Genomic DNA, 22870 nt, shown 5'->3' with positions numbered 1-22870 from the left:
CGAGGATGCGCCATGGCTTTTACCGATCCGTTCATCCGCCGCCCGGTGCTGGCCAGCGTGGTCAGCCTGTTGATCGTGCTGCTGGGCTTTCAGGCCTGGAGCAAACTGCCCATCCGTCAGTATCCGCAGATGGAAAACGCCCTGATCACGGTAACCACCGCCTACCCTGGGGCCAATGCCGAAACCATCCAGGGTTATATCACCCAACCCATGCAGCAGAGCCTGGCCAGTGCCGAGGGCATCGACTACATGACCTCGGTGAGCCGGCAAAACTTTTCGGTGATCTCGATCTATGCGCGGATCGGCGCCGACAGCGACCGCCTGTTCACCGAGCTGCTGGCCAAGGCCAACGAGGTGAAGAACAAGCTGCCACAGGACGCCGAAGATCCGGTGCTGAGCAAAGAAGCCGCTGACGCTTCGGCGCTGATGTACATCAGCTTCTACAGCAGCGAGTTGAGTAATCCGCAGATCACCGACTACCTGTCACGGGTGATCCAGCCCAAGCTGGCCACTCTGCCTGGCATGGCCGAAGCACAAATCCTCGGCAACCAGCTGTTTGCCATGCGCCTGTGGATCGACCCGGTAAAACTCGCCGGCTACGGCCTGAGCGCCAATGAGGTGACCGACGCGGTACGACGCTACAACTTCCTGTCAGCAGCCGGCGAGGTCAAGGGCGAGTACATCGTCACCAGTATCAATGCCACCACCGAACTGAAAACCGCCGAGGCCTTCGCCAACATCCCGCTCAAGACCAGCGGCGACAGCCGAGTGCTGCTCGGCGACGTGGCACGGGTCGAGATGGGCGCGGAGAACTACGACACAGTCAGCTCGTTCGATGGCACCCCCTCGGTCTACATCGGTATCAAGGCCACCCCCGGCGCCAACCCGCTGGATGTGATCAAGGAGGTGCGCAAGCTGATGCCCGAGCTGGAAAGCCAGCTGCCGCCAAACCTCAAGGCCTCCATCGCCTACGACGCCACCTTGTTTATCCAGGCGTCTATCGACGAGGTGGTAAAGACCCTGATCGAGGCGGTGCTGATCGTCATCGTCGTGGTATTCCTGTTTCTCGGTGCCTTGCGTTCGGTGTTGATCCCGGTGATCACCATTCCGTTGTCGATGATCGGCGTACTGTTCTTCATGCAGCTGATGGGCTACTCGCTCAACCTGCTGACCTTGCTGGCGATGGTGCTGGCCATCGGCCTGGTGGTGGACGATGCCATCGTTGTGGTGGAAAACATCCACCGTCATATTGAAGAAGGCAAGACGCCCCTCGAAGCAGCGCTGGAAGGCGCCAGGGAGATCGCCATGCCAGTGGTGTCGATGACCATCACCCTGGCGGCGGTCTATGCCCCTATCGGCTTTCTGGAGGGCCTGACCGGGGCCCTGTTCAAGGAGTTCGCCCTGACCCTGGCCGGTGCGGTGATGATTTCCGGCATCGTCGCCCTGACGCTGTCGCCGATGATGTGCGCCCTGCTCCTGCGCCACGACGAGAACCCCAGTGGTCTGGCCCACCGCCTCGACCAACTGTTCGAAGGCCTCAAGGTGCGCTACCAGAAACTCTTGCATGCCACCCTCAATACCCGGCCGGTGGTGCTGGTGTTCGCAGTGATCGTACTGTGCCTGATCCCGGTATTCCTGATGTTCTCCAAGAACGAGCTGGCCCCGGATGAAGATCAGGGTGTCATTTTCATGATGGCCACGGCGCCGCAGCCGACCAACCTCGACTACCTGAGCACCTACACCGACGAGTTCATTGATATCTTCAAGGCGTTCCCCGAGTACTACTCCTCGTTCCAGATCAACGGTTTCAACGGTGTACAGTCAGGTATCGGCGGCTTCCTGCTCAAGCCATGGAACGAGCGCGAGCGCAGCCAGATGGAGCTACTGCCGCTGGTGCAAAGCAAACTCGAAAGCATCGCTGGCCTGCAAATCTTCGGCTTCAACCTGCCCTCCTTGCCGGGCACCGGTGAAGGCCTGCCGTTCCAGTTCGTGATCAACACGGCCAACGACTACGAGTTACTGCTGGAGGTGGCCGAACGGGTCAAGGAACGTGCCCAGGCTTCAGGCAAGTTTGCCTTCCTCGACATTGACCTGGCCTTCGACAAACCGGAGGTGGTGGTCGATATCGATCGGGCCAAGGCTGCGCAGATGGGGGTGTCCATGGATGCCCTGGGGGGCACGCTGGCGACATTGCTCGGTGAAGCGGAGATCAATCGCTTTACCATCGATGGCCGCAGCTACAAGGTCATCGCCCAGGTCGAACGGCCCTATCGCGACAACCCCAACTGGTTGAGCAACTACTACGTGAAAAACCAGCAAGGGCAAATGCTGCCGCTGTCGACCCTGATCACTGTCAGCGACCGCGCCAGGCCGCGTCAGCTTAACCAGTTCCAGCAACTGAACGCAGCCATCATCCAGGGCGTCCCCATGGTTAGCATGGGCGAGGCGCTGGAGACCGTGCGCAGCATTGCCACCGAAGAAGCACCGCAAGGCTATGCCTTCGACTATGCCGGTGCCGCGCGGCAGTTCGTCCAGGAAGGCAGTGCGCTATGGGTGACCTTCGGCCTGGCCCTGGCGATCATCTTCCTGGTGCTGGCGGCCCAGTTCGAAAGCTTCCGCGATCCACTGGTGATTCTGGTGACCGTGCCGCTGTCGATCTGCGGTGCACTGATTCCGCTATTCCTCGGTATTTCGAGCATGAACATCTACACCCAGGTCGGCCTGGTGACGCTGATTGGCCTGATCAGCAAGCACGGCATCCTCGTCGTCGAATTCGCCAACCAGTTGCGTGAGCAGAATGGCCTGAGTGCCCGCGAGGCTGTGGAAGAAGCCGCGGCGATTCGCCTGCGGCCAGTGCTGATGACCACTGCAGCCATGGTCTTCGGCATGGTCCCGTTGATCCTGGCCACCGGCGCTGGCGCGGTCAGTCGCTTCGACATCGGTATCGTGATCGCCACCGGCATGTCGGTGGGCACCCTGTTCACCCTGTTCGTCCTGCCGTGCGTCTATACCCTGTTGGCGCGAGCGGATGTGCCTCAGGCGCAGACGCAACCGGTCTGATCCGGCAAAAATAAAAAGACCTCGTCACTGACGAGGCCTTTGCCACAACCAACCCTTGATCCATCAACCCGGCGCACGCCCCCCCTGGCTGAGGCCGAACAGCAGCAACAGCAGGTCGTGGTCAGGTTTGGCATCAACCTGCGGCTTGATCAGCCTCGGCAGCGGACACTGCGCCGCCTTGTCGAAATGGCTGAGCACCACCGGCCCGGGCTCTTCCCAAGCCGCCACAGCAGCAGTGGCCACCGCCAGGGCAGCCACGAGAAACAAACCTCGAGCTATTTCTAGTTTCATTACTCTAAACCTTTGACAGCGCTGCCAAACGCCATCTGGTAAAAATAGAGCAGCTTTCGCCATTCTGCGTCGTTGAATGACGAGTGGCGGCGCAGTTGCTGCAGGTCATTCGCTGCAGCACGTTGACAGCTGATGCGGCGGCGGCACTTTTCCAGGTCCAGCAGCGCAACTTCAGCCCGCGCCGCGTCGCCTTCGCCTAGCACCTTGATGAACACATGCTTGCCGTACAGGCAGCCATGCTGCCAATGGCCACGGTGCATACGCGCCAGGTTCTGTGCCAGATCCTGCAGCATGCGCTCATGCAGGGCCTCGCTATAACGCGCGCGCGCACCGCTGGCGTACCAGCTGTCGGAATCTTCGAAGCCGTCCAGGGCCTCGCTGACCAGCAGGGCGCGCCACTGATGGTCGGCATCACGCTCGACACCGCAATAAACGATATGCGGCACGCGCACACCCAATTGCTCGAAACTATGCAGCGCATCATATTCACGCAAAACCGTCGGACGGCCGAACGGATGCATCAAGCTGCGGTAGATATGGCCAATCTGACGTTTGGAGTACAGCAGCTGACCACTTTCACCCTTCAGCCGCTGCACACCACTTTCCCCACCCCGGCGCTGGTTGGGTGCCTCGACCCATTCACCCTGCTGTTGCCAGAAGTGCTCAAAGCGGTTGTTTCCCGTCGTTGCACCTGAGCGCTCTACCGCCATGCCCTGTTACCCCTTGCGCAATACGTATACTCGCCACATTGCATAGAACGGTAAAAAGTCCAATCGTTCCTGAATCCGGAAACCGGCGGCCTGGAATTCTTCTTCAACCGTCGCAACCGGTAATACAAAGCGATTTTGATAGCTGGGTTTACCGGTTTCAGCGTAACGGCGTTGCTCGAGTTTCTGCCGGCGCCACGCTTTGAAGTTGCCGTCAACCCACAACGACAAGATCACGCTGTCGCGGGTAACGCGTTGAAATTCCGAGAGAATTGTTTTTCGGTGGGCAGCTTCACCAATGTGGTGCATCAGTCGCATACAGAAAATGCTATCAACCGAGTTGTCCGGCAGGTCGATCGCGAACGCTGAAGTTTGCAAGGTCCGTACCCGCTCGACGATATGCGCCGGTTGGGAGTTGCTGGCGGTCTCCAGCATGGCTTCGGAGTTGTCCGCGCCGATGATCACCCGATTGGGTTTTTCCGCCAGCATCGGCCAGAAGCGACCGGCACCACAAGGCAGGTCGAGCACCAGGCCAGGCTCGCCAACCAACGCCAGGGCGCGGCGGGCCAGTTGTTCATCACGTTGATGAGACAAGCGCCGAGCGAGGCCGTCCTGATGCTTGAGGAAGTACTCCTGGGCATGTTGCTGGTCGTACTTCTCGGAAAATTCGAGCTTGATGGGGCTACGCATGGTGCATCTCCTGACTCCAATGCACTTACCTTAAGCAGGCAAGCGTTGGCATCAGGTCATGCGCGTGTGAAAAAATCGTGAGCGGCCCTGATAAAAGTTACAGAACATTTTATTGCTGCCCGGCCGGGCGCTCCGGACCGCAGCTCAAGTCCACATGAAAGCGGCAACCATGGGGCACCATCGCCGTCAAACTCACGCTCCAGTTCTGGTCATCACAAATCCGTTGCACCAGCGACAGGCCCAGGCCAAGGCCCTCCCCGCGCCGCTCATCGCCGCGAACAAAAGGCCGGAACATGGCTTCACGCTGCTCTTCAGGAATGCCCACGCCACTGTCCTCGACCCTGAACCCTGCAGGCTCCAGGGTCAGACGGATAAAGCCATAGTCGGTGTAATGCGCGGCATTACGCAGCAGGTTGCCCATTACCGCCTGCAGGAAGGTAGCGTTGTACAATGTCGGTAATCCCGCCTTGGCGTCGTAAAGCAGCGTCAGGCCTTTCTGTTCGATGGTGTCACGCCAGACGCCAATCAGGTCGTCCGCCACCTCCTTGATACTCGCCTGCGATGCCACCGCGCCCTCATCGCGCTGGGCCCGGGCCAGCATCAGGAAGGTTTTCACCAATTCCTGCATTTCCTCAGTGGCCCGGGCGATCCGTTCAACCTGGGAACGTGCGCGGGTGTCGATGTTGGGGTTGACCAACAGCAACTCGCAAGAGCTGGCCAGCACCATCAGCGGCGTGCGCAATTCGTGACTGACATCGCTGGTGAACAGGCGTTCGCGCGTCAGGGCATCGCGCAGGCGCCCCAAGGTGTCATCGAAGGCCACAGCCAGTTGCCCGACTTCGTCAGCCGCGTAATCCGGCGCCAGCGGTGGCGCCAAGCCCAACAACTGGTCACGATGACGTACCTGGCGCGCCAAGCGAATCACCGGTGCCATCACCCGACGGGCCAATACCCAGCCAAGGAACACCGCCAGGGCCAGGCTAAGGACGAACCCCACCACCACAACCGCGAATAGCACGCGCTCACGCTCTTCGAAATCGCTTTGATCCTGCAGCAATACGTAATGCCGCCCGTCTACCACTTCAACCATGGCGTGATAGGACAGTTGCTCGCGGAACACTTCGTGAAAACCCGGGCCGAGATGGCGCAAGTCCTTGGGCAACTCGAAATCGTCACGCCCGCCGCTGTAGTAGAACAGCTGGTCCGGTCGCGGGCGATGGCTCCAATCACTGACGCTGTCCATGCGCAGCAAGCGCTGCAGGTCCCCTCCCAGCACGGCCGAGATCAAGCGTTCTTCAACCAGATGCACAGTAGCAACAATACCGAAGGCGAATGCGCCAGCAACCAGCGCACTCATCAAGGCAAAGGCAATGATGATCCGCTGGGCAAGGCTCTGCTTAAACTCCATCACGGCCCTCGGCAAGGCGGTAACCAACGCCGTGGACGGTATGCAGCAGGGCTTTTTCAAAAGGCTTGTCGATCACCTGGCGTAGCTGGTGAACATGACTGCGCAGGCTGTCGCTATCCGGGCAATCGTCACCCCAAAGCGCCTCTTCCAGCACTTCGCGGCGCAGCACATGGGGACTCTTCTGCATGAGCACCGCCAGCAACTTCAAGCCAACCGGGTTGAGCTTGAGCAATTTACCTTCGCGGGTCACCTCCAGGGTATCGAGGTCATACACCAGGTCGCTGACCTGCAACGTGCGCCGGCCGCCGCCCTGAGCCCGACGCAGTACCGCTTCGATACGCGCGGCCAGCTCCGACAGCGCGAAAGGCTTGAGCAAGTAGTCATCGGCACCAGAGCGAAAACCTTGCAGGCGGTCATCGAGCTGATCGCGAGCGGTGAGCATGATCACCGGCGTGTCGCGCCGGGCGTCTTCGCGCAGGCGCTTGCACAGGGTATAGCCGTCGATACCCGGGAGCATGATGTCGAGCACGATCAAGTCATAGTGTTCAGTGGCGGCCAGGTGCAAACCCGACAGTCCATCCTGGGCACAATCGACCGTATAGCCTTTGAGGCCCAGGTAGTCGGCCAGATTGGCGAGGATATCGCGGTTGTCTTCAACCAGTAGAATTCGCATGAGGGTTCTCCCGTCCAGGGCATTTGCCTGCTTGGCAGGCGCAGCTTACGGCTATCGGTCACGCTCGGCCAGATCGGCGCAACTTTATTGCAGGCTAACGTTTTTTTCACTCACTCTTCACGGACAGGTTATAGCGTCTCCCCGAGAATTGCCGGTCGGGACTGTCCCTTCGACCTGCCTGGACCTACCATGCCCCTACCCGCCCCTTCTCGCCCGCTTAACGTCTGGATTTCCCTCGGAATCCCCGCAGTCATCGCACTGACGCTTATCCTGCTGGAGCTGACCTCACTGGACATGGACCTGGCCAAGCTGGCATTCGACCCGGTGGCAGGCCAGTTCATGGGTCGGCACAGCTATTTACTTGAAGACATCCTGCATGACCGCGCCAAACAGGTAGTCATCGTCCTTGGGCTGGGGGCCATTATCGCCTTCATCACCAGCTTTTTCTGGCTGCGTCTCCAAGGCTGGCGTCGAGAGCTGGGTTACCTGGTCTTGGCCATGGCGCTGTCGACCAGTTTTGTTACCCCGGTCAAAGCGGTTACCGCCGTGCAGTGCCCCTGGAGCCTGAAGGAGTTCGGCGGCAAGGAAACCTACAGCGAACTGCTCAGCCCTCGCCCCGACACTGACAAGCCAGGTCGTTGCTGGCCAGGCGGCCATGCGGCCACCGGTTTCACCCTGTTTGCCCTGTTCTTCGCCCTGCGTGACCGCCGCCCGCGCCTGGCGCGCGTCGCACTGCTGTTCGCGTTTGGCCTGGGCAGCGTGTTCTCGATAGGACGCATGCTGCAAGGCGCGCACTTCTTTTCGCATAACGTATGGACAGCCGTATTCTGCTGGCTGATCAGTCTGGGGTGTTATTACTGGGTGTTGTATTGCAAACCAGTGGGAGAGACTGTCAGTAGGAGCGGGCTTGCCCCGCGATGCGCTGTGACTGACCGATTGTAATCGCGGGCAAGTCGAGCCGTCGCACCGCCGCTCCTACAGGCACAAAAAAGCCCCGCACCAGGCGAGGCTTTTTCTCAAGCGGGTAAGGCTGGCTTACATCATGCCGCCCATGCCGCCCATGCCGCCCATGCCGCCCATATCAGGCATGCCACCGGCAGCACCTTCTTGCGGAGCATCAGCAACCATGGCTTCGGTAGTGATCATCAGGCCACCGATCGAAGCAGCAGCTTGCAGCGCCGAACGGGTTACCTTGGCTGGGTCCAGGATACCCATTTCGATCATGTCGCCGTACACGCCGGTAGCAGCGTTGTAACCGAAGTTACCCGAACCTTGCTTGACCTTGTCGACCACGACGCTTGGCTCATCGCCAGCGTTGGCAACGATCTGGCGCAGCGGCGATTCAACAGCGCGACGCAGCAGCTGGATACCAACGTTCTGCTCTTCGTTGTCGCCTTTGAGCTCGGAGATGGCTTGCAGGGCGCGAACCAGTGCAACACCACCGCCAGGCACCACGCCTTCTTCAACGGCCGCACGGGTAGCGTGCAGGGCGTCTTCAACGCGGGCTTTCTTCTCTTTCATTTCGACTTCGGTGCCAGCACCGACCTTGATCACGGCAACACCGCCAGCCAGCTTGGCCAGACGCTCTTGCAGTTTTTCACGGTCGTAGTCCGAGGAAGTCTCGTTCACCTGAGTGCGGATCTGGGCGATACGCGCTTCGATGTCGGCTTGTACACCGGCACCGTCAACGATGATGGTGTTTTCCTTGGACAGGGTCACGCGCTTGGCGTTACCCAGGTGCTCCAGGGTAGCGGACTCCAGGCTCAGGCCGATTTCCTCGGAGATCACGGTACCGCCGGTCAGGACGGCGATGTCCTGCAGCATGGCCTTGCGGCGGTCGCCGAAGCCAGGTGCCTTGACCGCAGCAACCTTGACGATACCGCGCATGTTGTTGACTACCAGAGTAGCCAGCGCTTCGCCTTCGACGTCTTCAGCCACGATCAGCAGCGGACGGCCGGCCTTGGCAACGGCTTCCAGTACTGGCAGCAGTTCGCGGATGTTGGAGATTTTCTTGTCAACCAGCAGCAGCAGCGGGCCATCCAGCTCGGCGACCATGGTGTCTGGCTTGTTGACGAAGTAAGGGGACAAGTAGCCACGGTCGAACTGCATGCCTTCTACAACCGACAGTTCGTTTTCCAGGCCCGAGCCTTCTTCAACGGTGATCACGCCTTCTTTACCGACTTTTTCCATGGCTTCGGCAATGATGTCACCGATGGAGTTGTCGGAGTTGGCGGAGATGGTACCTACCTGAGCGATGGCCTTGGAGTCGGCGCATGGCTTGGACAGGTTCTTCAGCTCTTTGACGATGGCGATGGTGGCCTTGTCGATGCCACGCTTCAGGTCCATCGGGTTCATGCCGGCAGCAACGGCTTTCAGACCTTCGCTGACGATGGCCTGAGCCAGAACGGTGGCGGTGGTGGTGCCGTCACCCGCTTCGTCGTTGGCCTTGGAGGCAACGTCTTTGAGCAGCTGGGCGCCCATGTTTTCGAAGGCGTCTTTGAGTTCGATTTCTTTGGCAACCGACACACCGTCTTTGGTGATGGTCGGAGCGCCGAAGCTCTTGGCCAGAACAACGTTACGGCCTTTCGGGCCCAGGGTGGCTTTTACAGCGTCAGCCAGAACGTTGACACCAACGAGCATTTTCTTGCGGGCGGAGTCGCCGAATTTTACGTCTTTAGCAGCCATGATCGTTTAATCCTTGAATACTTTGGAGTAACGGAAAACCAGCAGAATCAGCCTTCGATAACAGCGAGAATTTCGTTCTCAGCCATTACCAGCAGGTCTTCGCCGTCAACTTTCACAGTGTTGCTGCCCGAGTAGGGGCCGAAAACCACCTTGTCACCCACTTTCACGGCCAGCGCACGCACTTCGCCGTTGTCCAGGATGCGACCGGTACCTACAGCGACGATTTCGCCACGGTTAGGTTTTTCAGCGGCCGAACCTGGCAGAACGATACCGCCAGCGGTTTTCGATTCTTCTTCGCTGCGACGGATAACGACGCGGTCATGCAGAGGACGAAGCTTCATTGTCGATCTCTCCTAATTGTGGTTTTCATCGGCCGGTATCGACACCGGCGGGTTGATGCTTGCGGCGTAGCCGCTCGTAGCTCGCGGTGCGGGCCACGCATGTAATGTCCGGGGCAAGCCCTCGGAAACCTTGCGGTAACCCCTACATGAGGTCGCCAAGATCAATTACAAGGCTTGTTCATGAAAATTTTTAGCGATCTGCTCGCGCAAAGCAGAACGGCCCCTTCAGGGGCCGTTCGGACAAACGTTTGCACAATCACAGATCGCGGGGATGCCGTGGCTCACGGGGATCGCGATGCTCGTACTCACCCTCGATCACGTTCGGCTGACGCGGTTGGCCACTGGGGCTACCCGGCCGAGCCATGAACGGATCATCGCCAAAGGCACGCTGGCGCATGGCCTGGGCTTCGGCACGCTCGCGCATCTTGCGCCCGAGCAGGCGGCGGGTGAACGGCAGCAGGCAGATCAAGCCGATCACGTCACTGATAAAGCCTGGCAGCAGCAGCAGGCCGCCACCAAGGGCCAGCATCAGGCCGTGGAACATGTCTTCGGCGGGCAGCTCGCCACGCTGCAGGCTCTCGCGGGCACGCAGGGCGGTGGCCAAGCCGGCCACCCGCACCACCAGCACACCCAGGGCGGAGCCCGCAATGATCAGCAACAGCGCCGGGAAGAAGCCGATCGCGGTGCTGACCTTGAAGAACACGTACAGCTCCAGCACCGGAAAAATCAGAAACAGCAATAGAAAAGCACGCATCAATGGTTCCTCTGCGCAAGAAGTCCTTGCAGTACACCTTTAATGGTTGCGATCAATCGCTATTTCAACCCTGAGTGCTTTCACGCACCGGCCATTGATCGGTGCGAGCCAGAAAAACCAAGGCTTCGCGTACTTGTATCGGCGTATTGCAGGGCACGGCGAACGGCAGCCAGTGCAGCCCCTGGCCGATGCGCAGGTGCATGCCTTCGCTGTCGATGCCGACCAGCTGTGCCGCCCCTTGCGGCAGGCTGCCGAGCTGGACGTAATGTTCGATTGCGTTGGCGTGGTCGCTGTTCATGTGTTCGATCATGCTCAGCTCGGCCTTCCCGGCAAACGGATTGGCCAGGCTCAGATGGTCGATCCAATGAATGGCGCCAAAACCGCCGATGTAGCGATGACGCACTGGTTTGAGCACCCAGAAATCGAAATCATGGGCCTTGTGGTAATTGCTCGACTCAGGGAAATAGCGGTAATAACGCTCGGCAGCCGCTTCGATCGCCGCGGGCTCCTGGAGCTTGTGTGCTTGGGCCAGTACGGTCAGACGACCCACGGCCTGCACATCTTCAGCGTCGCGCTCGCCCACCAGCAGGGAGCACTTGGGATCTTTCTGCAGATTGTGGGTGTGCTGGGCGATACGGCTGATCAGGATCAGCGGATTGCCTTCGGCATCCAGGCAATACGGCACCACCGATCCGAAGGGAAAGCCCGGCATCGACTTGGAATGGGTCGACAGGACGCCACGGTATTCCTTGAGCAGCAGTTCCCGGGCCTGTTGTGCGACTTTTGCGCTCACTGTGTGACTCCCGACTCGACAATGTTCTGAAGGCAGGCCGCAAGCGAAGCCCGGCCATGTGCTTAACCATCAAAGTAATCATTATCGCCGGCGGTTGCCAGAAGACTTACCAGGCTACGCCGAAGCCTGCGGTGTAGCGGGTCTTTTCCAGATCGCTGTCACGGGTGCCGCTAATGATGTCGCGCTCGGCCTTGAGGTTCAGCGACGCCCACTCGGTGACCTTGTAACGCAGGCCGACCTCGGCATCCAGGGCATATTCGGCAACGCCACCCAGCGGCTTGCCAACCTCACCGTTGGTGAAGAACTCGACGCGCTTGCCGATCAGGTAGCGGTTGTAGTCCCACTTCATGGCCACGGCATAGAAGTTGTCCTTGCCACCATCGGCATATTCAAAGTCGGTGCGGTTGAGCAGCGAACCCAGGGAAAAGGCACCCAGTTCGTCATCCCAGAACTGGTAACCCGGGCCGGTACCCACAGTACGCTGACGGGCCAGGTCCTCGATATGGTCGCGCTTGTACTCAAGACGCCCTTGCCAGAACCATTTTTCGGTCAGGAAGCGGTCCAGCGCGTACTCGGCGCTCCAATTGTTGGTGGTGGTGACGTCGTTCTTGCTCTCGCGGTTGTATTCGCCTTCGCCCTGATGGCGCCAGCGACCATGGCGGGCCGTGGTCTTGAAGTCGACGTCATAGTCATCGCTGTCGGACTCGGCCCGCTTGTAGTCCATGGCCAGGTCGACGTTACCCTTCCACGACAGGTCCTCGACCACAGGCTTGGGCTTCATGATCTGCTGGATGCTGGCCAGCTCTACGGTCTTTGGCGTATCACCGTTGGCCAAGGTGACCTTGCCATCCTCGGCAGCGTTCAGCGACTTGGCTTTCTCGCCGCTGTAGGCGTCCTGCTTGACCAGCAACTCCTGGTCGCTTTCCAGGGTCTTGACCTGCTTCCAGTCCAGGGCGATGGAGCCACCGTACTCGGTCTTGAGCAACAGCTTGCCGCCATCAAAAACGCTGATCTTGCCGCTGAGCCGGTCACCGTTTTTCATCCACACCGTATCAGCAACAGCCGCAGAGCTGGCGGCAACGACAGCAAGACACAACAAGACTCTAGAAAACATAAGCAGGTACGGACTCTGGTTTGCAAAAAGTCGGGCATTATCCAGATACCCGCCCGTAGAGCAAGGACTGACCCACCCCATGCCAATGAGTTCAATTGCTGTTTGTCCGATGAACGTGGCTGTTTCACCGCGAACACCTGCGAGGCCGCGATGAAACCGACGCCTGGTGATCCGACAGAAAGTGCCCAGGCCCGACGAATGGCACTCTATCTGGTGCTCGGCCAAGTACCGCCGGGCAAGGTAGTCAGCTATGGCCAGCTTGCCGAACTGGCGGGGTTGGGCCGCGCAGCGCGCTGGGTCGGGCGGACCCTCAGTCAGTTGCCAGCAGACACCCAACTGCCTTGGCACCGGGTCCTGGGCGCCGGTGGACGCTTGAGCCTGGCCCTGGGAACGCCTTCAGGCGACGAGCAGCGCGCACGACTACGGGCAGAAGGCATCAGCCTGCACAATAATCGTGTGGATATGTTGCGCCATGGCTGGCGCCCAATGGAGCACAGCGGTTAGAGTGCGCGCTTTGTTTTCGTAAACTTGAGGCAGATGTTGGCCCATGCCCCGTAAAACCTGGCGCGCTGCGCTCGCTGCCTATGCCAGCCCGTCTACCTTGGTGCTGTTGCTGCTCGGCTTTGCCGCCGGCTTGCCCTACATGCTGGTGTTTTCGACCTTGTCGGTATGGTTACGCGAGGCCGGGGTGGCCCGCGAAACCATTGGTTATGCCAGCCTGATTGGCCTGGCCTATGCCTTTAAATGGGTCTGGTCGCCGCTGCTCGACCAATGGCGCCTACCGTTGCTCGGCAAGCTGGGGCGACGCCGCTCCTGGTTGGTGCTGTCACAGATTCTGGTAGTGGTGGGGCTGGTCGGCATGGGCTTTTGTGATCCGCAAAAGCACCTGTCCTGGCTGATTGCCCTGGCCGTGTTGGTAGCCTTTGCCTCGGCCACCCAGGATATCGCCGTCGACGCCTACCGCCTGGAAATCGCCGACGATCAGCGCCAGGCCGCGCTTGCCGCCAGTTACATGGCCGGCTACCGGGTCGCCGCGCTATTGGCTACTGCCGGTGCATTGTTCTTCGCCGAAGGCTTCGGCTCCACCGGTTTCAGTTACCTGCATAGCGCCTGGGCCGGTACCTATGTGCTGTTCGGCGTGCTGATGCTGCCGGCGGTGATCACCACCCTGCTGATGCGCGAACCGCCCGTCCCCCTGCGCACCCAGCTGTCGGCTGCCCGTTATGGCCTGGTCCATCAACTGGTGTCGGTATTCGTCCTGATCGTTCTGCTGGTCTCGGTACCGGCGACCTTCACCCAGCTGTACAACACCGATTTCGCCGGCGTGCTGTTCGACGGTGCAAGCCTGCTCGACCTGCTGCTCGAAGACCGTGCCTTCCTGCGCGCGATCCTCTACATCACCCTGACCGCGCTGTGCCTGTCGTCCATGGGCCGCCGCGGCTTGGCGCCGGTGCTGACGCCGGTCAACGACTTCATCCTGCGCTACCGCTGGCAGGCTCTTTTGCTGCTCGGGCTGATCGCCACCTATCGGATGTCGGATACGGTAATGGGCGTGATGGCCAACGTGTTCTATATCGACCAGGGCTTCACCAAAGATCAGATCGCCAGTGTCAGCAAGATCTTCGGCCTGATCATGACCCTGGTCGGCGCCGGCATGGGTGGCTTGCTGATCGTACGCTTTGGCATTTTGCCGATCCTGTTCATTGGCGGCGTGGCCTCGGCGGCAACCAACATTCTGTTTCTGATGCTCGCCGGCATGGGCCCGAACCTGCAGATGCTGGTGGTGACCATTTCCCTCGACAACTTCAGTTCGGGCCTGGCCACATCGGCATTCGTCGCCTACCTGTCGAGCCTGACCAACCTGAAGTTCTCCGCGACCCAATATGCGCTGTTGAGCTCAATCATGCTGCTCTTGCCGCGCCTGATCGGCGGCTACTCCGGGGTCATGGTGGAAAAATTCGGTTACCACGACTTTTTCCTGATCACCGCCTTGCTCGGCGTGCCGACCCTGATCCTGATCGCCTTGCACTGGCATCAGGAAGTGGACAAGGGTAAACAGCTACCGGTTGACAACTCAGTAGCCGAGCAGCGCCCCTGAATCCCCCTGAGCCCATTGCCGGGTTTATCCCGGCATAACCTCGGCTTGTTCGCTGGAGGCGCCCAGAACGATCTTCAGCGGCCATAGCGCCAGAGTACCCGCGACACCAGCCGCCAAGGCGAAACTCAGCAGGCTGGAACCGGCACCCAGCATCGCCAGCAAGGCACCCCCCAGCCCCAACAGGGCAATGGTAATCATCCCCAGCATGGCCGAAACCAAGCCCTTGCTCTGCTCGCTGGAGAACAGTGTCATGCGGTACAGCACCGCGTTGGCGATGCCCAGGCCCAGGGCATAGATCGACATACCCGCCACCAGGCTGGGCACGCCGGGCAACAGCCAGGTGGCCAGCATCATGCCCAGGAGACCCACCAGGTAAGGCCAAAGCGCACCCCGCACCAATCTGTTGAGCGGGTAGCGGTCGGCGATGCGGTTGATAACCAGGTTGCCCAGGATCAGGCCTGCGAACACCGGCAATTGCCACAGGGCATAGTCCAGGGTGCTCAAACCTTCATCGTGAATGAGCAACACCGGCGACAGCCCGATCCAGCCGATCAACGGCAGGCCAACCAGGCCCAGGGCCGCACTGCCCGCCACGAAGCGGCGATTGCCAAGCAACTGGGCATAACCGGCCAACAATGACCTCAGGTGGATTGGCTGGAACGCCAGGCGCGAACCGTCACGGCGCTCGACTCCCAGCGTCTCCGGCATGAAGCGGTACAACGCAAGCCACGACAGCACCGCGCAGGCGCCAAAGATCACGAATAACCAGCGCCACGACACCCACTCCAGCAACAGGGTGCCCAGCAGCGGCCCGAGCAAGGGCGAAAGCAGCGCAATATTGGCCAGCAACGCCATCATCCGCACCGCATCGGCCTCGCTGAAAGCCTCGTTCAAGGCCGGATAACTGACCGTCACCACGAAGCCCAGGCCAATGCCCTGCAACAGCCGCAGCAAGTTGAACAGTTCGATGCCCTTGACCCAGAAGGTAGCCAGGCAGGCCACGCAGAAAATCGCACAACCCACGAGCAGCAGTGGCCTGCGACCATAACGGTCAGCCAGCGGGCCGATCAGCCATTGCAGCAGCACACCGCCAAGCAGGTACAGGTTGAGGGCATGGGGAATGTAAGCAGGACTGGCATTGAGATCAGCGACCACCACCGGCATGGCAGGCATGACCACATCGCTGGCAAGGTAGGTCAGCAGCTCGAACAGCGCCAGGGCCATGGCGAAGCAGAAGGCTCGCAATGGCGTGATATTGATCAGGGGGGGTAAGCATGAGAAGACCGGGCAAACAGAAAGAAGCCAGCCTGTATGCCAGAAAGCCCGGGGCGCAGGTAGCGCGAAGACGTGAACAAGTGTAATGCCCTACAGGCGTGGGAGCGGATTCATCCGCGAAGGGTCGCAACGCGGTCCCAATAGCTGGGACTGCTGTGCAGTCCTTCGCGGATGAATCCCACGCCAAAGGTTTACTGTACCGCCGCTTCCTGCACTACGCGGATCACCCGCTGTGGAAAGGGAATGTCAATACCCTCTTCCTTCAGACGATCACGCGCATGCTCGTTGAGCATGAACAGCACATCCCAATAGTCCGCAGTGTTCACCCAGATCCGCAAGGACAGCGTGATCGAGCTGTCGCCCAGCAGCGAGACGACGGCCTGTGGCGCCGGATCCTGGTGGACACGTGGGTCTTTGGCCAGTTCCAGCAGCACCTGACGGGCCTTCTGCAGATCAGCCTGGTAATCGACACCGACATCGAACACGACCTTGCGAGTCGGCTGACGGTTGGTGTTGGTGATGATGCCGTTGGACAGGCTGCCGTTGGGCAGGATCACCGTCTTGTTGTCACCGGTACGCAACACGGTGTGGAAAATCTGGATGCTGTCGACGGTGCCCGCAACCCCTTGAGCTTCGATCCAGTCCCCCAGACGGAACGGACGGAACAGCAGAATCAGCACGCCACCAGCGAAGTTCGCCAGGCTGCCTTGCAACGCCAGACCGATGGCCAGGCCCGCAGCACCGATGGCGGCGACAAACGAGGTGGTCTCGATGCCAATCATCGAGGCAACGCTGACCACCAGCAGAATCTTCAGAATGATGTTCACCAGGCTGCTGATAAAACCTTGCAGCGCGAGGTCGGCATTGCGCAAAGCCAGCAGCTTGCCCAGTCGGTAGGTCACCTTGTTGATCACCCACCAGCCAATGGCCAGGGTCAGCAGCGCCAGCAACAGGCGGCTGCCATACTCCATGATCAAGGGGATCCAGGTTTGCGAGGTTTTAACCAGCTGATCGACTTCAGCACTCAAATCCATAATGTTCTCCTGATGCCGAGGGGCAAAAGCTGTAAAAATCGCACCGCCATCGTTTCAGCGGCAGCAGAGACCTCGGACGCCAAAACGGCGCCAAGGTTCCCGAAATGCTTCGATCAGTCGCGGAAGTTGTTGAACTGCAGCGGCATGCCGAACTCCTTGGCACGCAATGCGGCAATGGCTTCCTGCAGGTCGTCACGCTTCTTGCCGGTGACGCGTACCTGCTCACCCTGGATAGCGGCTTGGACCTTGAGCTTAGCATCCTTGATGTGAGCAACGATCTTTTTCGCCAACTCCTTGTCAATGCCTTCCTTGAGGGTCACTTCCTGCTTCATCACCTTGCCCGAAGCATAAGCATCCTTGACCTCCAGGCACTGTACGTCGATCTTGCGCTTGACCAGTGCCAGCTTGAGGATCTCGATCATTGCCTCGAGCTGGAACTCGGCTTCGGCGGTCAGGTTGACGGTCAGTTCCTTTTCCTTGAACTCAAAGCTGCCCTTGCCCTTGAGGTCATAACGACGGTCCAGATCCTTGACCGCGTTTTCCACAGCGTTGGTGACTTCGTGCTTGTCCAGTTCCGATACCACGTCGAACGACGGCATACCTTCTCTCCAAAAAATAAACGCGCGCTCGCGGCTCTGATGCAACAGGGCGATGGAGCGCGCCGGGTTTGACGGTTAAAATACCGGTTCATTATAACGGTTGCGAAACGCTGATGAGCAGCACCTGGCATATTCTCGGCGCCGGCAGTCTGGGCAGCCTCTGGGCCTGCCGACTGGCCCGTGCTGGCAAAGCGGTCCGGTTGATCCTGCGCGATGCAGAGCGCCTCAAGGCCTATGAAGCGGCCGGTGGGCTGACGCTGATCGAAAAGGACCGCGCACAGCTACACGCGATCCCGGCGCAAACCGTACACGACACCACGCCCATTCATCGCCTGCTGGTGGCCTGCAAGGCCTACGACGCCGAGCATGCGGTGGCGCAACTGGCCCCGCGCCTGGCCCACGGCGCCGAACTGATCCTGCTGCAGAACGGCCTGGGCAGCCAGGATGCAGTCGCCAACCAGGTCCCTCACGCCCGCTGTATCTTCGCTTCCAGCACCGAAGGCGCGTTCCGCGAGGCCGACTGGCAGGTCAACTTCGCCGGTTACGGCTTCAACTGGTTGGGAGATCCGGCAAACCCGCTGGCTCCGGAGTGGCTTGATGACCTGGCCGACGCCAGCATTCCCCACCAGTGGACACCTGACATCCTCACCCGTCTGTGGCACAAGCTGGCGCTCAACTGCGCAATCAACCCGCTGACCGTGTTGTACGAATGCCGCAACGGCGGCCTGCAGGAACACCACTGTGAAGTGGCCACCCTCTGCGCCGAGCTGGCCGAGCTGCTGCAATACTGCGGCCAGCCCGAAGCCGCTGACGGTCTGGGCGAGGAAGTGGATAAAGTGATCAAGGCTACCGCCGCCAACTACTCTTCCATGTATCAGGACGTTCGCCAGGGCCGACGCACCGAGATCCACTACCTGCTCGGTCATGCCTGTCGTGTGGCTACCCGCCATGGCCGCCAGTTGCCGCACCTGGAACGACTCTATCGGCGCCTGCTCGAACACCTGAGCTCACGCGGATTGCCCTGCGACTGAGCGCAGCGTTACCCTGCCCTTTCACCATAAGACCGGGATCCCGCTATCACATGACGCTGCGCGAACGTCTGGAAAACCTGCCGGTCGGCCAGAAGCTGCTGGCTGCCCTGCTGGTACTGTTGATCACCATTCTGCTGGTGGCCAACCTGACTTTCATCAGCGCCGCCTACTGGATTTCCCAGGAAAGCATGGCGCCGCAGGCACTGCAGACCATTGGCCGGCTGGTGGCCAACCCGCAACTGGCCTCACAAGCGGCCGATTCAGCCGAGACGGCCAAGGTTCTGCTCAAGGAGCTCGACAGCTACACCCCCTTGCGTGCCGCCGCGGTGTACGGCAGCGACGGCAAACTGCTCGCGCAACTGCAGCACGGTGAGCAATTGCCCCTGCCCACGCGCTACCGCCACATCGAGAACTGGCGCCTGACCGAGTTTCGCAGCACCCAGCTGACCAAGCTGCCGCGCCCAGGCGGGCCTCCCGGCTATCTGCTGATGGTGGCCAGCAGCGAACTGCCCATGGCGTTCTACACCGGTATCCTCACCGCCAGCCTGGGCATCCTGGTGTTCAGCATTCTGCTATGGATGGTCATCGCCCGGCAGATCAAGCGCCTGATTACTCAGCCGATCTACCAGCTCGAACAGTTGTCACGCCAGGTCACCCGCGAGGAGAACTACTCCCTGCGCGCCCACCGCGGCAACGACGACGAAATCGGCAGCCTGGCCGAAGCCTTCAATACCATGCTCTCACGCATCGAAGCGCGCGAGCAGCAGCTCAAGCGCGCCCGTGATGAGTTCCAGGATGCCTACGACCAGGCTCAGGGCCTTGCCGAGGAAACCCGCCACACCAACCGCAAGCTGGAGCTGGAAGTCCAGGTACGCAGCAAGATCGAGAAAAAACTCACCGGCTTTCAGAACTACCTCAACAGCATCATCGACTCCATGCCCTCGGCATTGATCGCCCTCGACGAACAGCTCTACGTTACCCAGTGGAACCAGGAAGCCAGCGCCCTGTCCGGCACACCCCTGGACGAAGCGCTGAACCAGCCGATCTTCCTCGCCTTCGAGCCACTCAAACCGTTCCTGCCGCAGCTCAAGGAAAGCGTCGAGAAGCACCGGGTAGCGAAGATCGAACGGGTGACCTGGAGCAAAGATGATGATGCCCGGCATTACGCCCTGACGTTCTATCCATTGATGGGCGGCGGCGGACGCGGCGTGGTTATCCGTATCGACGACATCACCCAGCGCCTGTCCCTGGAAGAAATGATGGTGCAGTCGGAGAAGATGCTCTCAGTAGGCGGCCTGGCCGCCGGCATGGCCCATGAAATCAACAACCCGCTGGGCGCGATCCTGCACAACGTGCAGAACATTCGCCGACGCTTGTCACCGGACCTGGCGAAAAATCTTGAACAGGCTGGCGAGCTTGGCATCGACCTGCCCATCGTCAACCGCTATCTGGAAAGCCGTGAAGTCCCGCAGTTGCTGGACGGTATCCAGCAGGCGGGGGCCCGCGCCGCCAAGATCGTCACCCACATGCTCAGTTTCAGCCGACGCAGCAACCGCCAGCTGGCACCCTGCGATTTGCCGGCGCTGATCGACCAGGCCGTGGAGATCGCCGGTAACGACTTCGCCCTGACCATCGGCTTCGACTTCAAGGGGCAAACTATCATTCGGCAGTTCGATCCCAACCTGGGGCCGGTGCCCTGCACCGCGAACGAACTGGAGCAAGTACTGCTCAACCTGCTGAAAAACGCCGCCCAGGCCATCCACCTGCGTGAAGACGACAGCGAACCGGGACGCATCATTCTGCGCACCCGGCTCAACCCTCCCTGGGCGGAGATTCAGGTGGAAGACAATGGTATCGGCATGTCTGAAGCGGTGCGTAAACGCACGTTCGAGCCGTTCTTCACCACCAAGGAAATCGGCCAGGGCACGGGTTTGGGCCTGTCGGTGTCGTACTTCATCATCACCAACAACCACAAAGGCCAGATGGAGGTGCAATCGGCACCGGGTCAAGGCACCTGCTTTACCCTGCGCCTGCCACTGGCCAACAGCTCGCCGACCGTGGCCGAGCCCCCAAAAATGGAGTCATGAACATGGGTTTTCGGTTGTCAAAGATCTACACCCGTACCGGCGACAAGGGCGAAACCGGCCTGGGCGATGGCCGCCGGGTGCCCAAGGATCATCCTCGGATCGAGGCTATTGGCGAGGTCGACAGTCTCAACAGCCAGTTGGGGCTGCTACTGGCCGGGTTGGCCGATCAGGGGCTGGGGGAAGTCATCGAAGTGTTGGCCCCCTGCCAACATCGCCTGTTCGATCTGGGCGGCGAACTGGCAATGCCCAGTTATCAGGCGCTGAACAGTGCCGAAGTGGAGCGCCTGGAAGCAGCCATCGATCGCTGGAACGAGGAACTGGGACCGCTTGAGAACTTCATCCTACCCAGTGGCTCGGCACTGATTGCCCAGGCACACGTGTGCCGAAGCCTGGCGCGCAGTGCCGAGCGGCGTTGTCAGCAGTTGAACAGTGTCGAGCCGTTGGCCGGGGTTGGGCTGGCGTATATCAACCGGTTGTCGGATTTGCTGTTTGTGGCGGCGCGGTTGATTGGCCGGCGTCAGGGAGTGGCTGAGGTACTTTGGCAGGCTGCAGCTAAACCTTGAGGGCTCATCGCCGGCAAGCGATGCAGCCCAGAACTCAGGCTTCAGGCCAGAACGCCCGAATCCCCGCCACACCCTGAGCCCCATGCTGCCAGGCCTTCTCGCGCTCGGCAGCACCCACGCCACCTAGCAAATACACCGGCTTGCTAAAACCGTCGATCAGCTGGCGGGCCTGATCCCAGCCAAGTGGCTCGGCATCAGGATGAGTCTGAGTGGCCTGCACCGGCGACAAGGTGACGAAGTCCACCCCCATCTGCTCGGCCAGACTCAGCTCCTCAGCGTTATGACACGACGCCGCCAACCAGCGCTCCTTCGGAAACGGCCGGCCTTTGCTGGCGTACTTACGCAGTTGCTCCGAGGTCAGGTGCCAACCCGCTGCAGGAAAGTCGCCCAGCCACTCCAGCGGTCCCTTGAGCATCAGCTGCGCCTTGCCAGCGCACAGGCCCACAGCGTCCACGGCTACGTCACGGTACTTGGGATCGTACATGTTCGGTGCACGCAGCTGGACCAACTTGACCCCGCCGGCAATGGCCTTCTGAATACCACGCAGCATCTGCGGTACTTCCAGGCCCTCCGGGGTGATCAGGTATTCACCCGGCAAACGGGCAGCCGCCACGATCGGCCGGTTGGCCTCGGGGAAGTCATACTGCGGCAGTTCGCGGGCCGTCACCCAGGCTAGCGGTTGACCTTCAGCACCATGGGGCTCGCCAGTAAAGCCACTGACTTCCCAGACATCCAGCAACACCTGCTTGTCCGGGTAGTCATGCTGGATCTTGATCAACGGCCGCGCAGCAGTGACGAAAATGCCCAGCTCTTCGTTCAGCTCACGGGCCAGAGCGATTTCCACCGCCTCGCCGTCCTCGACCTTGCCGCCCGGAAATTCCCACAGGCCGCCTTGATGCTGGGTATCGGCGCGACGGGCAATCAGGATACGACCGTCAGCGCCACGAATGACCGCCGCGGCTACGTGTATGCGTTTCACCCTTCACGCTCCGCCAGGCCAGCCTTCTGCCAAGCCTGGAAGGCCGGCCACTGATAGATGGTCTCGATGTAGGCTGCCGCTTGCGCTGGCACTTCCACCCGGTAGGTACGCAGACGCACCGCGATGGGGGCGAAGAAAGCATCCGCCAGGCTCGGTGTGCCGAACAGGAACGGACCGGCCTGTTTGGCGGCCAGACGGCATTCGGACCAGAGCGCGACGATACGGTCGATATCGACCTGCACGTCCAGCGGCATGTTCTCCAGCGCTTGATCGCGAGACAGGTCGAACGGCATGTTGCCGCGCAGAGCGAAGAAGCCACTGTGCATCTGCGCGCAGGCAGAGCGCGCCTGGGCACGGGCGGCAACGTCGGTCGGCCACAGGTTGGCCTCTGGGTGACGCTCGGCCAGGTATTCGGCAATGGCCAGGGAATCAGCGATGAGGCCGTGCTCGCACTTGAGCAGCGGCACTTTAGCCGTCGCCGAGTACTCCAGCAGCCGCGCACGGGTGTCGGGCTGGTTGAGCTTGATCAGGGTTTCATCATAGGTAGCGCCGGCCAGTTCAAGGGCCAGGGCAGCGCGCAGCGACCAGGAGGAGTACAGCTTGTCGCCGATGATCAGGTGGTAATTCATGGTTCGGCTCCATCAGGTTTGCCGGGACCATCGCGGGGCAAGCCCACTCCTACAGGTCC

General features: G+C 60.5%; 22 protein-coding genes. 7 read left to right on the top strand and 15 right to left on the bottom strand.

The window, feature by feature from the left end:
- The first annotated feature begins 12 nt into the window (after positions 1-12).
- Positions 13-3060 carry a multidrug efflux RND transporter permease subunit gene (locus tag ACRESH_RS17735; RefSeq protein ID WP_431743201.1) on the top strand — a complete coding sequence of 1016 codons (3048 nt, stop codon included), beginning with the start codon at positions 13-15 and terminating at the stop codon, positions 3058-3060.
- A 63-nt stretch (positions 3061-3123) separates the two neighbouring features.
- On the opposite strand, the gene ACRESH_RS17730 is transcribed toward ACRESH_RS17735, so the two are convergent.
- The 5 genes from ACRESH_RS17730 to colR all read right to left on the bottom strand — a co-directional run bounded on the left by ACRESH_RS17730 (position 3124) and on the right by colR (position 6829).
- A complete protein-coding gene (locus ACRESH_RS17730) occupies positions 3124-3351 on the bottom strand; it encodes a hypothetical protein (RefSeq protein WP_431743200.1) in 228 nt (75 codons plus the stop codon).
- Positions 3351-4061, bottom strand: coding sequence for a lipopolysaccharide kinase InaA family protein (locus ACRESH_RS17725; RefSeq protein WP_431743199.1), 711 nt, complete (start codon positions 4059-4061; stop codon positions 3351-3353). The genes ACRESH_RS17730 and ACRESH_RS17725 overlap by 1 nt, the downstream gene beginning before the upstream one ends.
- Before the next feature lie 6 nt (positions 4062-4067).
- Entirely contained in the window at positions 4068-4748 is a 681-nt protein-coding gene (locus ACRESH_RS17720; protein ID WP_431743198.1) for a class I SAM-dependent methyltransferase, read from the bottom strand.
- Positions 4749-4857: 109 nt separating this feature from the next.
- A complete protein-coding gene (locus ACRESH_RS17715; RefSeq protein ID WP_431743197.1) occupies positions 4858-6156 on the bottom strand; it encodes a sensor histidine kinase in 1299 nt (432 codons plus the stop codon).
- A complete protein-coding gene (gene colR / locus ACRESH_RS17710) occupies positions 6146-6829 on the bottom strand; it encodes a two-component system response regulator ColR (protein WP_038998896.1) in 684 nt (227 codons plus the stop codon). The genes ACRESH_RS17715 and colR overlap by 11 nt, the downstream gene beginning before the upstream one ends.
- A 189-nt stretch (positions 6830-7018) precedes the next feature.
- On the opposite strand from colR, the gene ACRESH_RS17705 reads away from it, so the two are divergent.
- On the top strand, positions 7019-7771 hold the full coding sequence (locus ACRESH_RS17705; RefSeq protein WP_431743196.1) for a phosphatase PAP2 family protein: 753 nt from the start codon (positions 7019-7021) through the stop codon (positions 7769-7771).
- Positions 7772-7864: 93 nt separating this feature from the next.
- Here ACRESH_RS17705 and groL read toward each other — a convergent pair whose 3' ends face one another.
- The 5 genes from groL to ACRESH_RS17680 all read right to left on the bottom strand — a co-directional run bounded on the left by groL (position 7865) and on the right by ACRESH_RS17680 (position 12516).
- Complete coding sequence (groL, locus tag ACRESH_RS17700; RefSeq protein WP_431743195.1) at positions 7865-9514, bottom strand: chaperonin GroEL; 1650 nt, start codon at positions 9512-9514, stop codon at positions 7865-7867.
- A gap of 47 nt (positions 9515-9561) precedes the next feature.
- The gene (locus ACRESH_RS17695; RefSeq protein WP_009050540.1) at positions 9562-9855 is read right to left on the bottom strand and encodes a co-chaperone GroES; all 294 of its coding nucleotides are present in this window, start codon (positions 9853-9855) and stop codon (positions 9562-9564) included.
- A 256-nt stretch (positions 9856-10111) separates the two neighbouring features.
- Positions 10112-10609, bottom strand: a complete 498-nt coding sequence (locus ACRESH_RS17690; protein WP_431743194.1) for an FxsA family protein — start codon at positions 10607-10609, stop codon at positions 10112-10114.
- Positions 10610-10673: 64 nt separating this feature from the next.
- Positions 10674-11402 (bottom strand): HugZ family protein, encoded by a 729-nt coding sequence (locus tag ACRESH_RS17685; protein ID WP_431743193.1) that lies wholly within the window; start codon positions 11400-11402, stop codon positions 10674-10676.
- A gap of 106 nt (positions 11403-11508) precedes the next feature.
- On the bottom strand, positions 11509-12516 hold the full coding sequence (locus tag ACRESH_RS17680) for a DUF481 domain-containing protein (protein WP_431743192.1): 1008 nt from the start codon (positions 12514-12516) through the stop codon (positions 11509-11511).
- Positions 12517-12666: 150 nt separating this feature from the next.
- Here ACRESH_RS17680 and ACRESH_RS17675 point away from each other — a divergent pair, with 150 nt between their 5' ends.
- Positions 12667-13020 (top strand): MGMT family protein, encoded by a 354-nt coding sequence (locus tag ACRESH_RS17675; RefSeq protein WP_431743191.1) that lies wholly within the window; start codon positions 12667-12669, stop codon positions 13018-13020.
- 43 nt (positions 13021-13063) lie between these two features.
- Entirely contained in the window at positions 13064-14614 is a 1551-nt protein-coding gene (locus tag ACRESH_RS17670) for an AmpG family muropeptide MFS transporter (protein ID WP_431743190.1), read from the top strand.
- Positions 14615-14638: 24 nt separating this feature from the next.
- On the opposite strand, the gene ACRESH_RS17665 is transcribed toward ACRESH_RS17670, so the two are convergent.
- The 3 genes from ACRESH_RS17665 to ACRESH_RS17655 form a co-directional block, all read right to left on the bottom strand.
- Entirely contained in the window at positions 14639-15838 is a 1200-nt protein-coding gene (locus ACRESH_RS17665) for an MFS transporter (RefSeq protein WP_431743234.1), read from the bottom strand.
- Positions 15839-16080: 242 nt separating this feature from the next.
- A complete protein-coding gene (locus ACRESH_RS17660; protein ID WP_431743233.1) occupies positions 16081-16860 on the bottom strand; it encodes a mechanosensitive ion channel family protein in 780 nt (259 codons plus the stop codon).
- 176 nt (positions 16861-17036) lie between these two features.
- Positions 17037-17522 (bottom strand): YajQ family cyclic di-GMP-binding protein, encoded by a 486-nt coding sequence (locus tag ACRESH_RS17655; protein WP_431743189.1) that lies wholly within the window; start codon positions 17520-17522, stop codon positions 17037-17039.
- 113 nt (positions 17523-17635) lie between these two features.
- On the opposite strand from ACRESH_RS17655, the gene ACRESH_RS17650 reads away from it, so the two are divergent.
- From ACRESH_RS17650 to ACRESH_RS17640, 3 genes are read left to right on the top strand one after another with little or no spacing between them, the layout of a single operon-like run.
- Positions 17636-18553, top strand: coding sequence for a putative 2-dehydropantoate 2-reductase (locus ACRESH_RS17650; RefSeq protein WP_431743188.1), 918 nt, complete (start codon positions 17636-17638; stop codon positions 18551-18553).
- Positions 18554-18603: 50 nt separating this feature from the next.
- Positions 18604-20640 (top strand): sensor histidine kinase, encoded by a 2037-nt coding sequence (locus ACRESH_RS17645; RefSeq protein ID WP_431743187.1) that lies wholly within the window; start codon positions 18604-18606, stop codon positions 20638-20640.
- A gap of 2 nt (positions 20641-20642) precedes the next feature.
- Positions 20643-21203 (top strand): cob(I)yrinic acid a,c-diamide adenosyltransferase, encoded by a 561-nt coding sequence (locus ACRESH_RS17640; protein ID WP_431743186.1) that lies wholly within the window; start codon positions 20643-20645, stop codon positions 21201-21203.
- Positions 21204-21237: 34 nt separating this feature from the next.
- Here ACRESH_RS17640 and ACRESH_RS17635 read toward each other — a convergent pair whose 3' ends face one another.
- Both ACRESH_RS17635 and ACRESH_RS17630 read right to left on the bottom strand, forming a co-directional pair.
- The gene (locus ACRESH_RS17635) at positions 21238-22182 is read right to left on the bottom strand and encodes a Nudix family hydrolase (RefSeq protein ID WP_431743185.1); all 945 of its coding nucleotides are present in this window, start codon (positions 22180-22182) and stop codon (positions 21238-21240) included.
- On the bottom strand, positions 22179-22811 hold the full coding sequence (locus ACRESH_RS17630) for a glutathione S-transferase (RefSeq protein ID WP_431743184.1): 633 nt from the start codon (positions 22809-22811) through the stop codon (positions 22179-22181). The genes ACRESH_RS17635 and ACRESH_RS17630 overlap by 4 nt, the downstream gene beginning before the upstream one ends.
- Between the last annotated feature and the right edge of the window lie 59 nt (positions 22812-22870).

It is taken from the genome of Pseudomonas sp. (assembly GCF_050739775.1).
GTDB lineage: Bacteria > Pseudomonadota > Gammaproteobacteria > Pseudomonadales > Pseudomonadaceae > Aquipseudomonas.
The sequence above is the reverse complement of the archived record's forward strand: the minus strand, read 5'-3'. Positions and strand labels throughout refer to the sequence as shown.

Coding starts and splice junctions, on each gene's coding strand:
- ACRESH_RS17725 (WP_431743199.1), bottom strand. CDS start 4,061: ATGGCGGTAGAGCGCTCAGGTGCAACGACGGGAAACAACCGCTTTGAG.
- ACRESH_RS17650 (WP_431743188.1), top strand. CDS start 17,636: ATGAGCAGCACCTGGCATATTCTCGGCGCCGGCAGTCTGGGCAGCCTC.
- ACRESH_RS17655 (WP_431743189.1), bottom strand. CDS start 17,522: ATGCCGTCGTTCGACGTGGTATCGGAACTGGACAAGCACGAAGTCACC.
- colR (WP_038998896.1), bottom strand. CDS start 6,829: ATGCGAATTCTACTGGTTGAAGACAACCGCGATATCCTCGCCAATCTG.
- ACRESH_RS17695 (WP_009050540.1), bottom strand. CDS start 9,855: ATGAAGCTTCGTCCTCTGCATGACCGCGTCGTTATCCGTCGCAGCGAA.
- groL (WP_431743195.1), bottom strand. CDS start 9,514: ATGGCTGCTAAAGACGTAAAATTCGGCGACTCCGCCCGCAAGAAAATG.
- ACRESH_RS17715 (WP_431743197.1), bottom strand. CDS start 6,156: ATGGAGTTTAAGCAGAGCCTTGCCCAGCGGATCATCATTGCCTTTGCC.
- ACRESH_RS17675 (WP_431743191.1), top strand. CDS start 12,667: ATGAAACCGACGCCTGGTGATCCGACAGAAAGTGCCCAGGCCCGACGA.
- ACRESH_RS17680 (WP_431743192.1), bottom strand. CDS start 12,516: ATGTTTTCTAGAGTCTTGTTGTGTCTTGCTGTCGTTGCCGCCAGCTCT.
- ACRESH_RS17735 (WP_431743201.1), top strand. CDS start 13: ATGGCTTTTACCGATCCGTTCATCCGCCGCCCGGTGCTGGCCAGCGTG.
- ACRESH_RS17660 (WP_431743233.1), bottom strand. CDS start 16,860: ATGGAGTATGGCAGCCGCCTGTTGCTGGCGCTGCTGACCCTGGCCATT.
- ACRESH_RS17690 (WP_431743194.1), bottom strand. CDS start 10,609: ATGCGTGCTTTTCTATTGCTGTTTCTGATTTTTCCGGTGCTGGAGCTG.
- ACRESH_RS17730 (WP_431743200.1), bottom strand. CDS start 3,351: ATGAAACTAGAAATAGCTCGAGGTTTGTTTCTCGTGGCTGCCCTGGCG.
- ACRESH_RS17640 (WP_431743186.1), top strand. CDS start 20,643: ATGGGTTTTCGGTTGTCAAAGATCTACACCCGTACCGGCGACAAGGGC.
- ACRESH_RS17720 (WP_431743198.1), bottom strand. CDS start 4,748: ATGCGTAGCCCCATCAAGCTCGAATTTTCCGAGAAGTACGACCAGCAA.
- ACRESH_RS17670 (WP_431743190.1), top strand. CDS start 13,064: ATGCCCCGTAAAACCTGGCGCGCTGCGCTCGCTGCCTATGCCAGCCCG.
- ACRESH_RS17665 (WP_431743234.1), bottom strand. CDS start 15,838: ATGGCCCTGGCGCTGTTCGAGCTGCTGACCTACCTTGCCAGCGATGTG.
- ACRESH_RS17705 (WP_431743196.1), top strand. CDS start 7,019: ATGCCCCTACCCGCCCCTTCTCGCCCGCTTAACGTCTGGATTTCCCTC.
- ACRESH_RS17645 (WP_431743187.1), top strand. CDS start 18,604: ATGACGCTGCGCGAACGTCTGGAAAACCTGCCGGTCGGCCAGAAGCTG.
- ACRESH_RS17630 (WP_431743184.1), bottom strand. CDS start 22,811: ATGAATTACCACCTGATCATCGGCGACAAGCTGTACTCCTCCTGGTCG.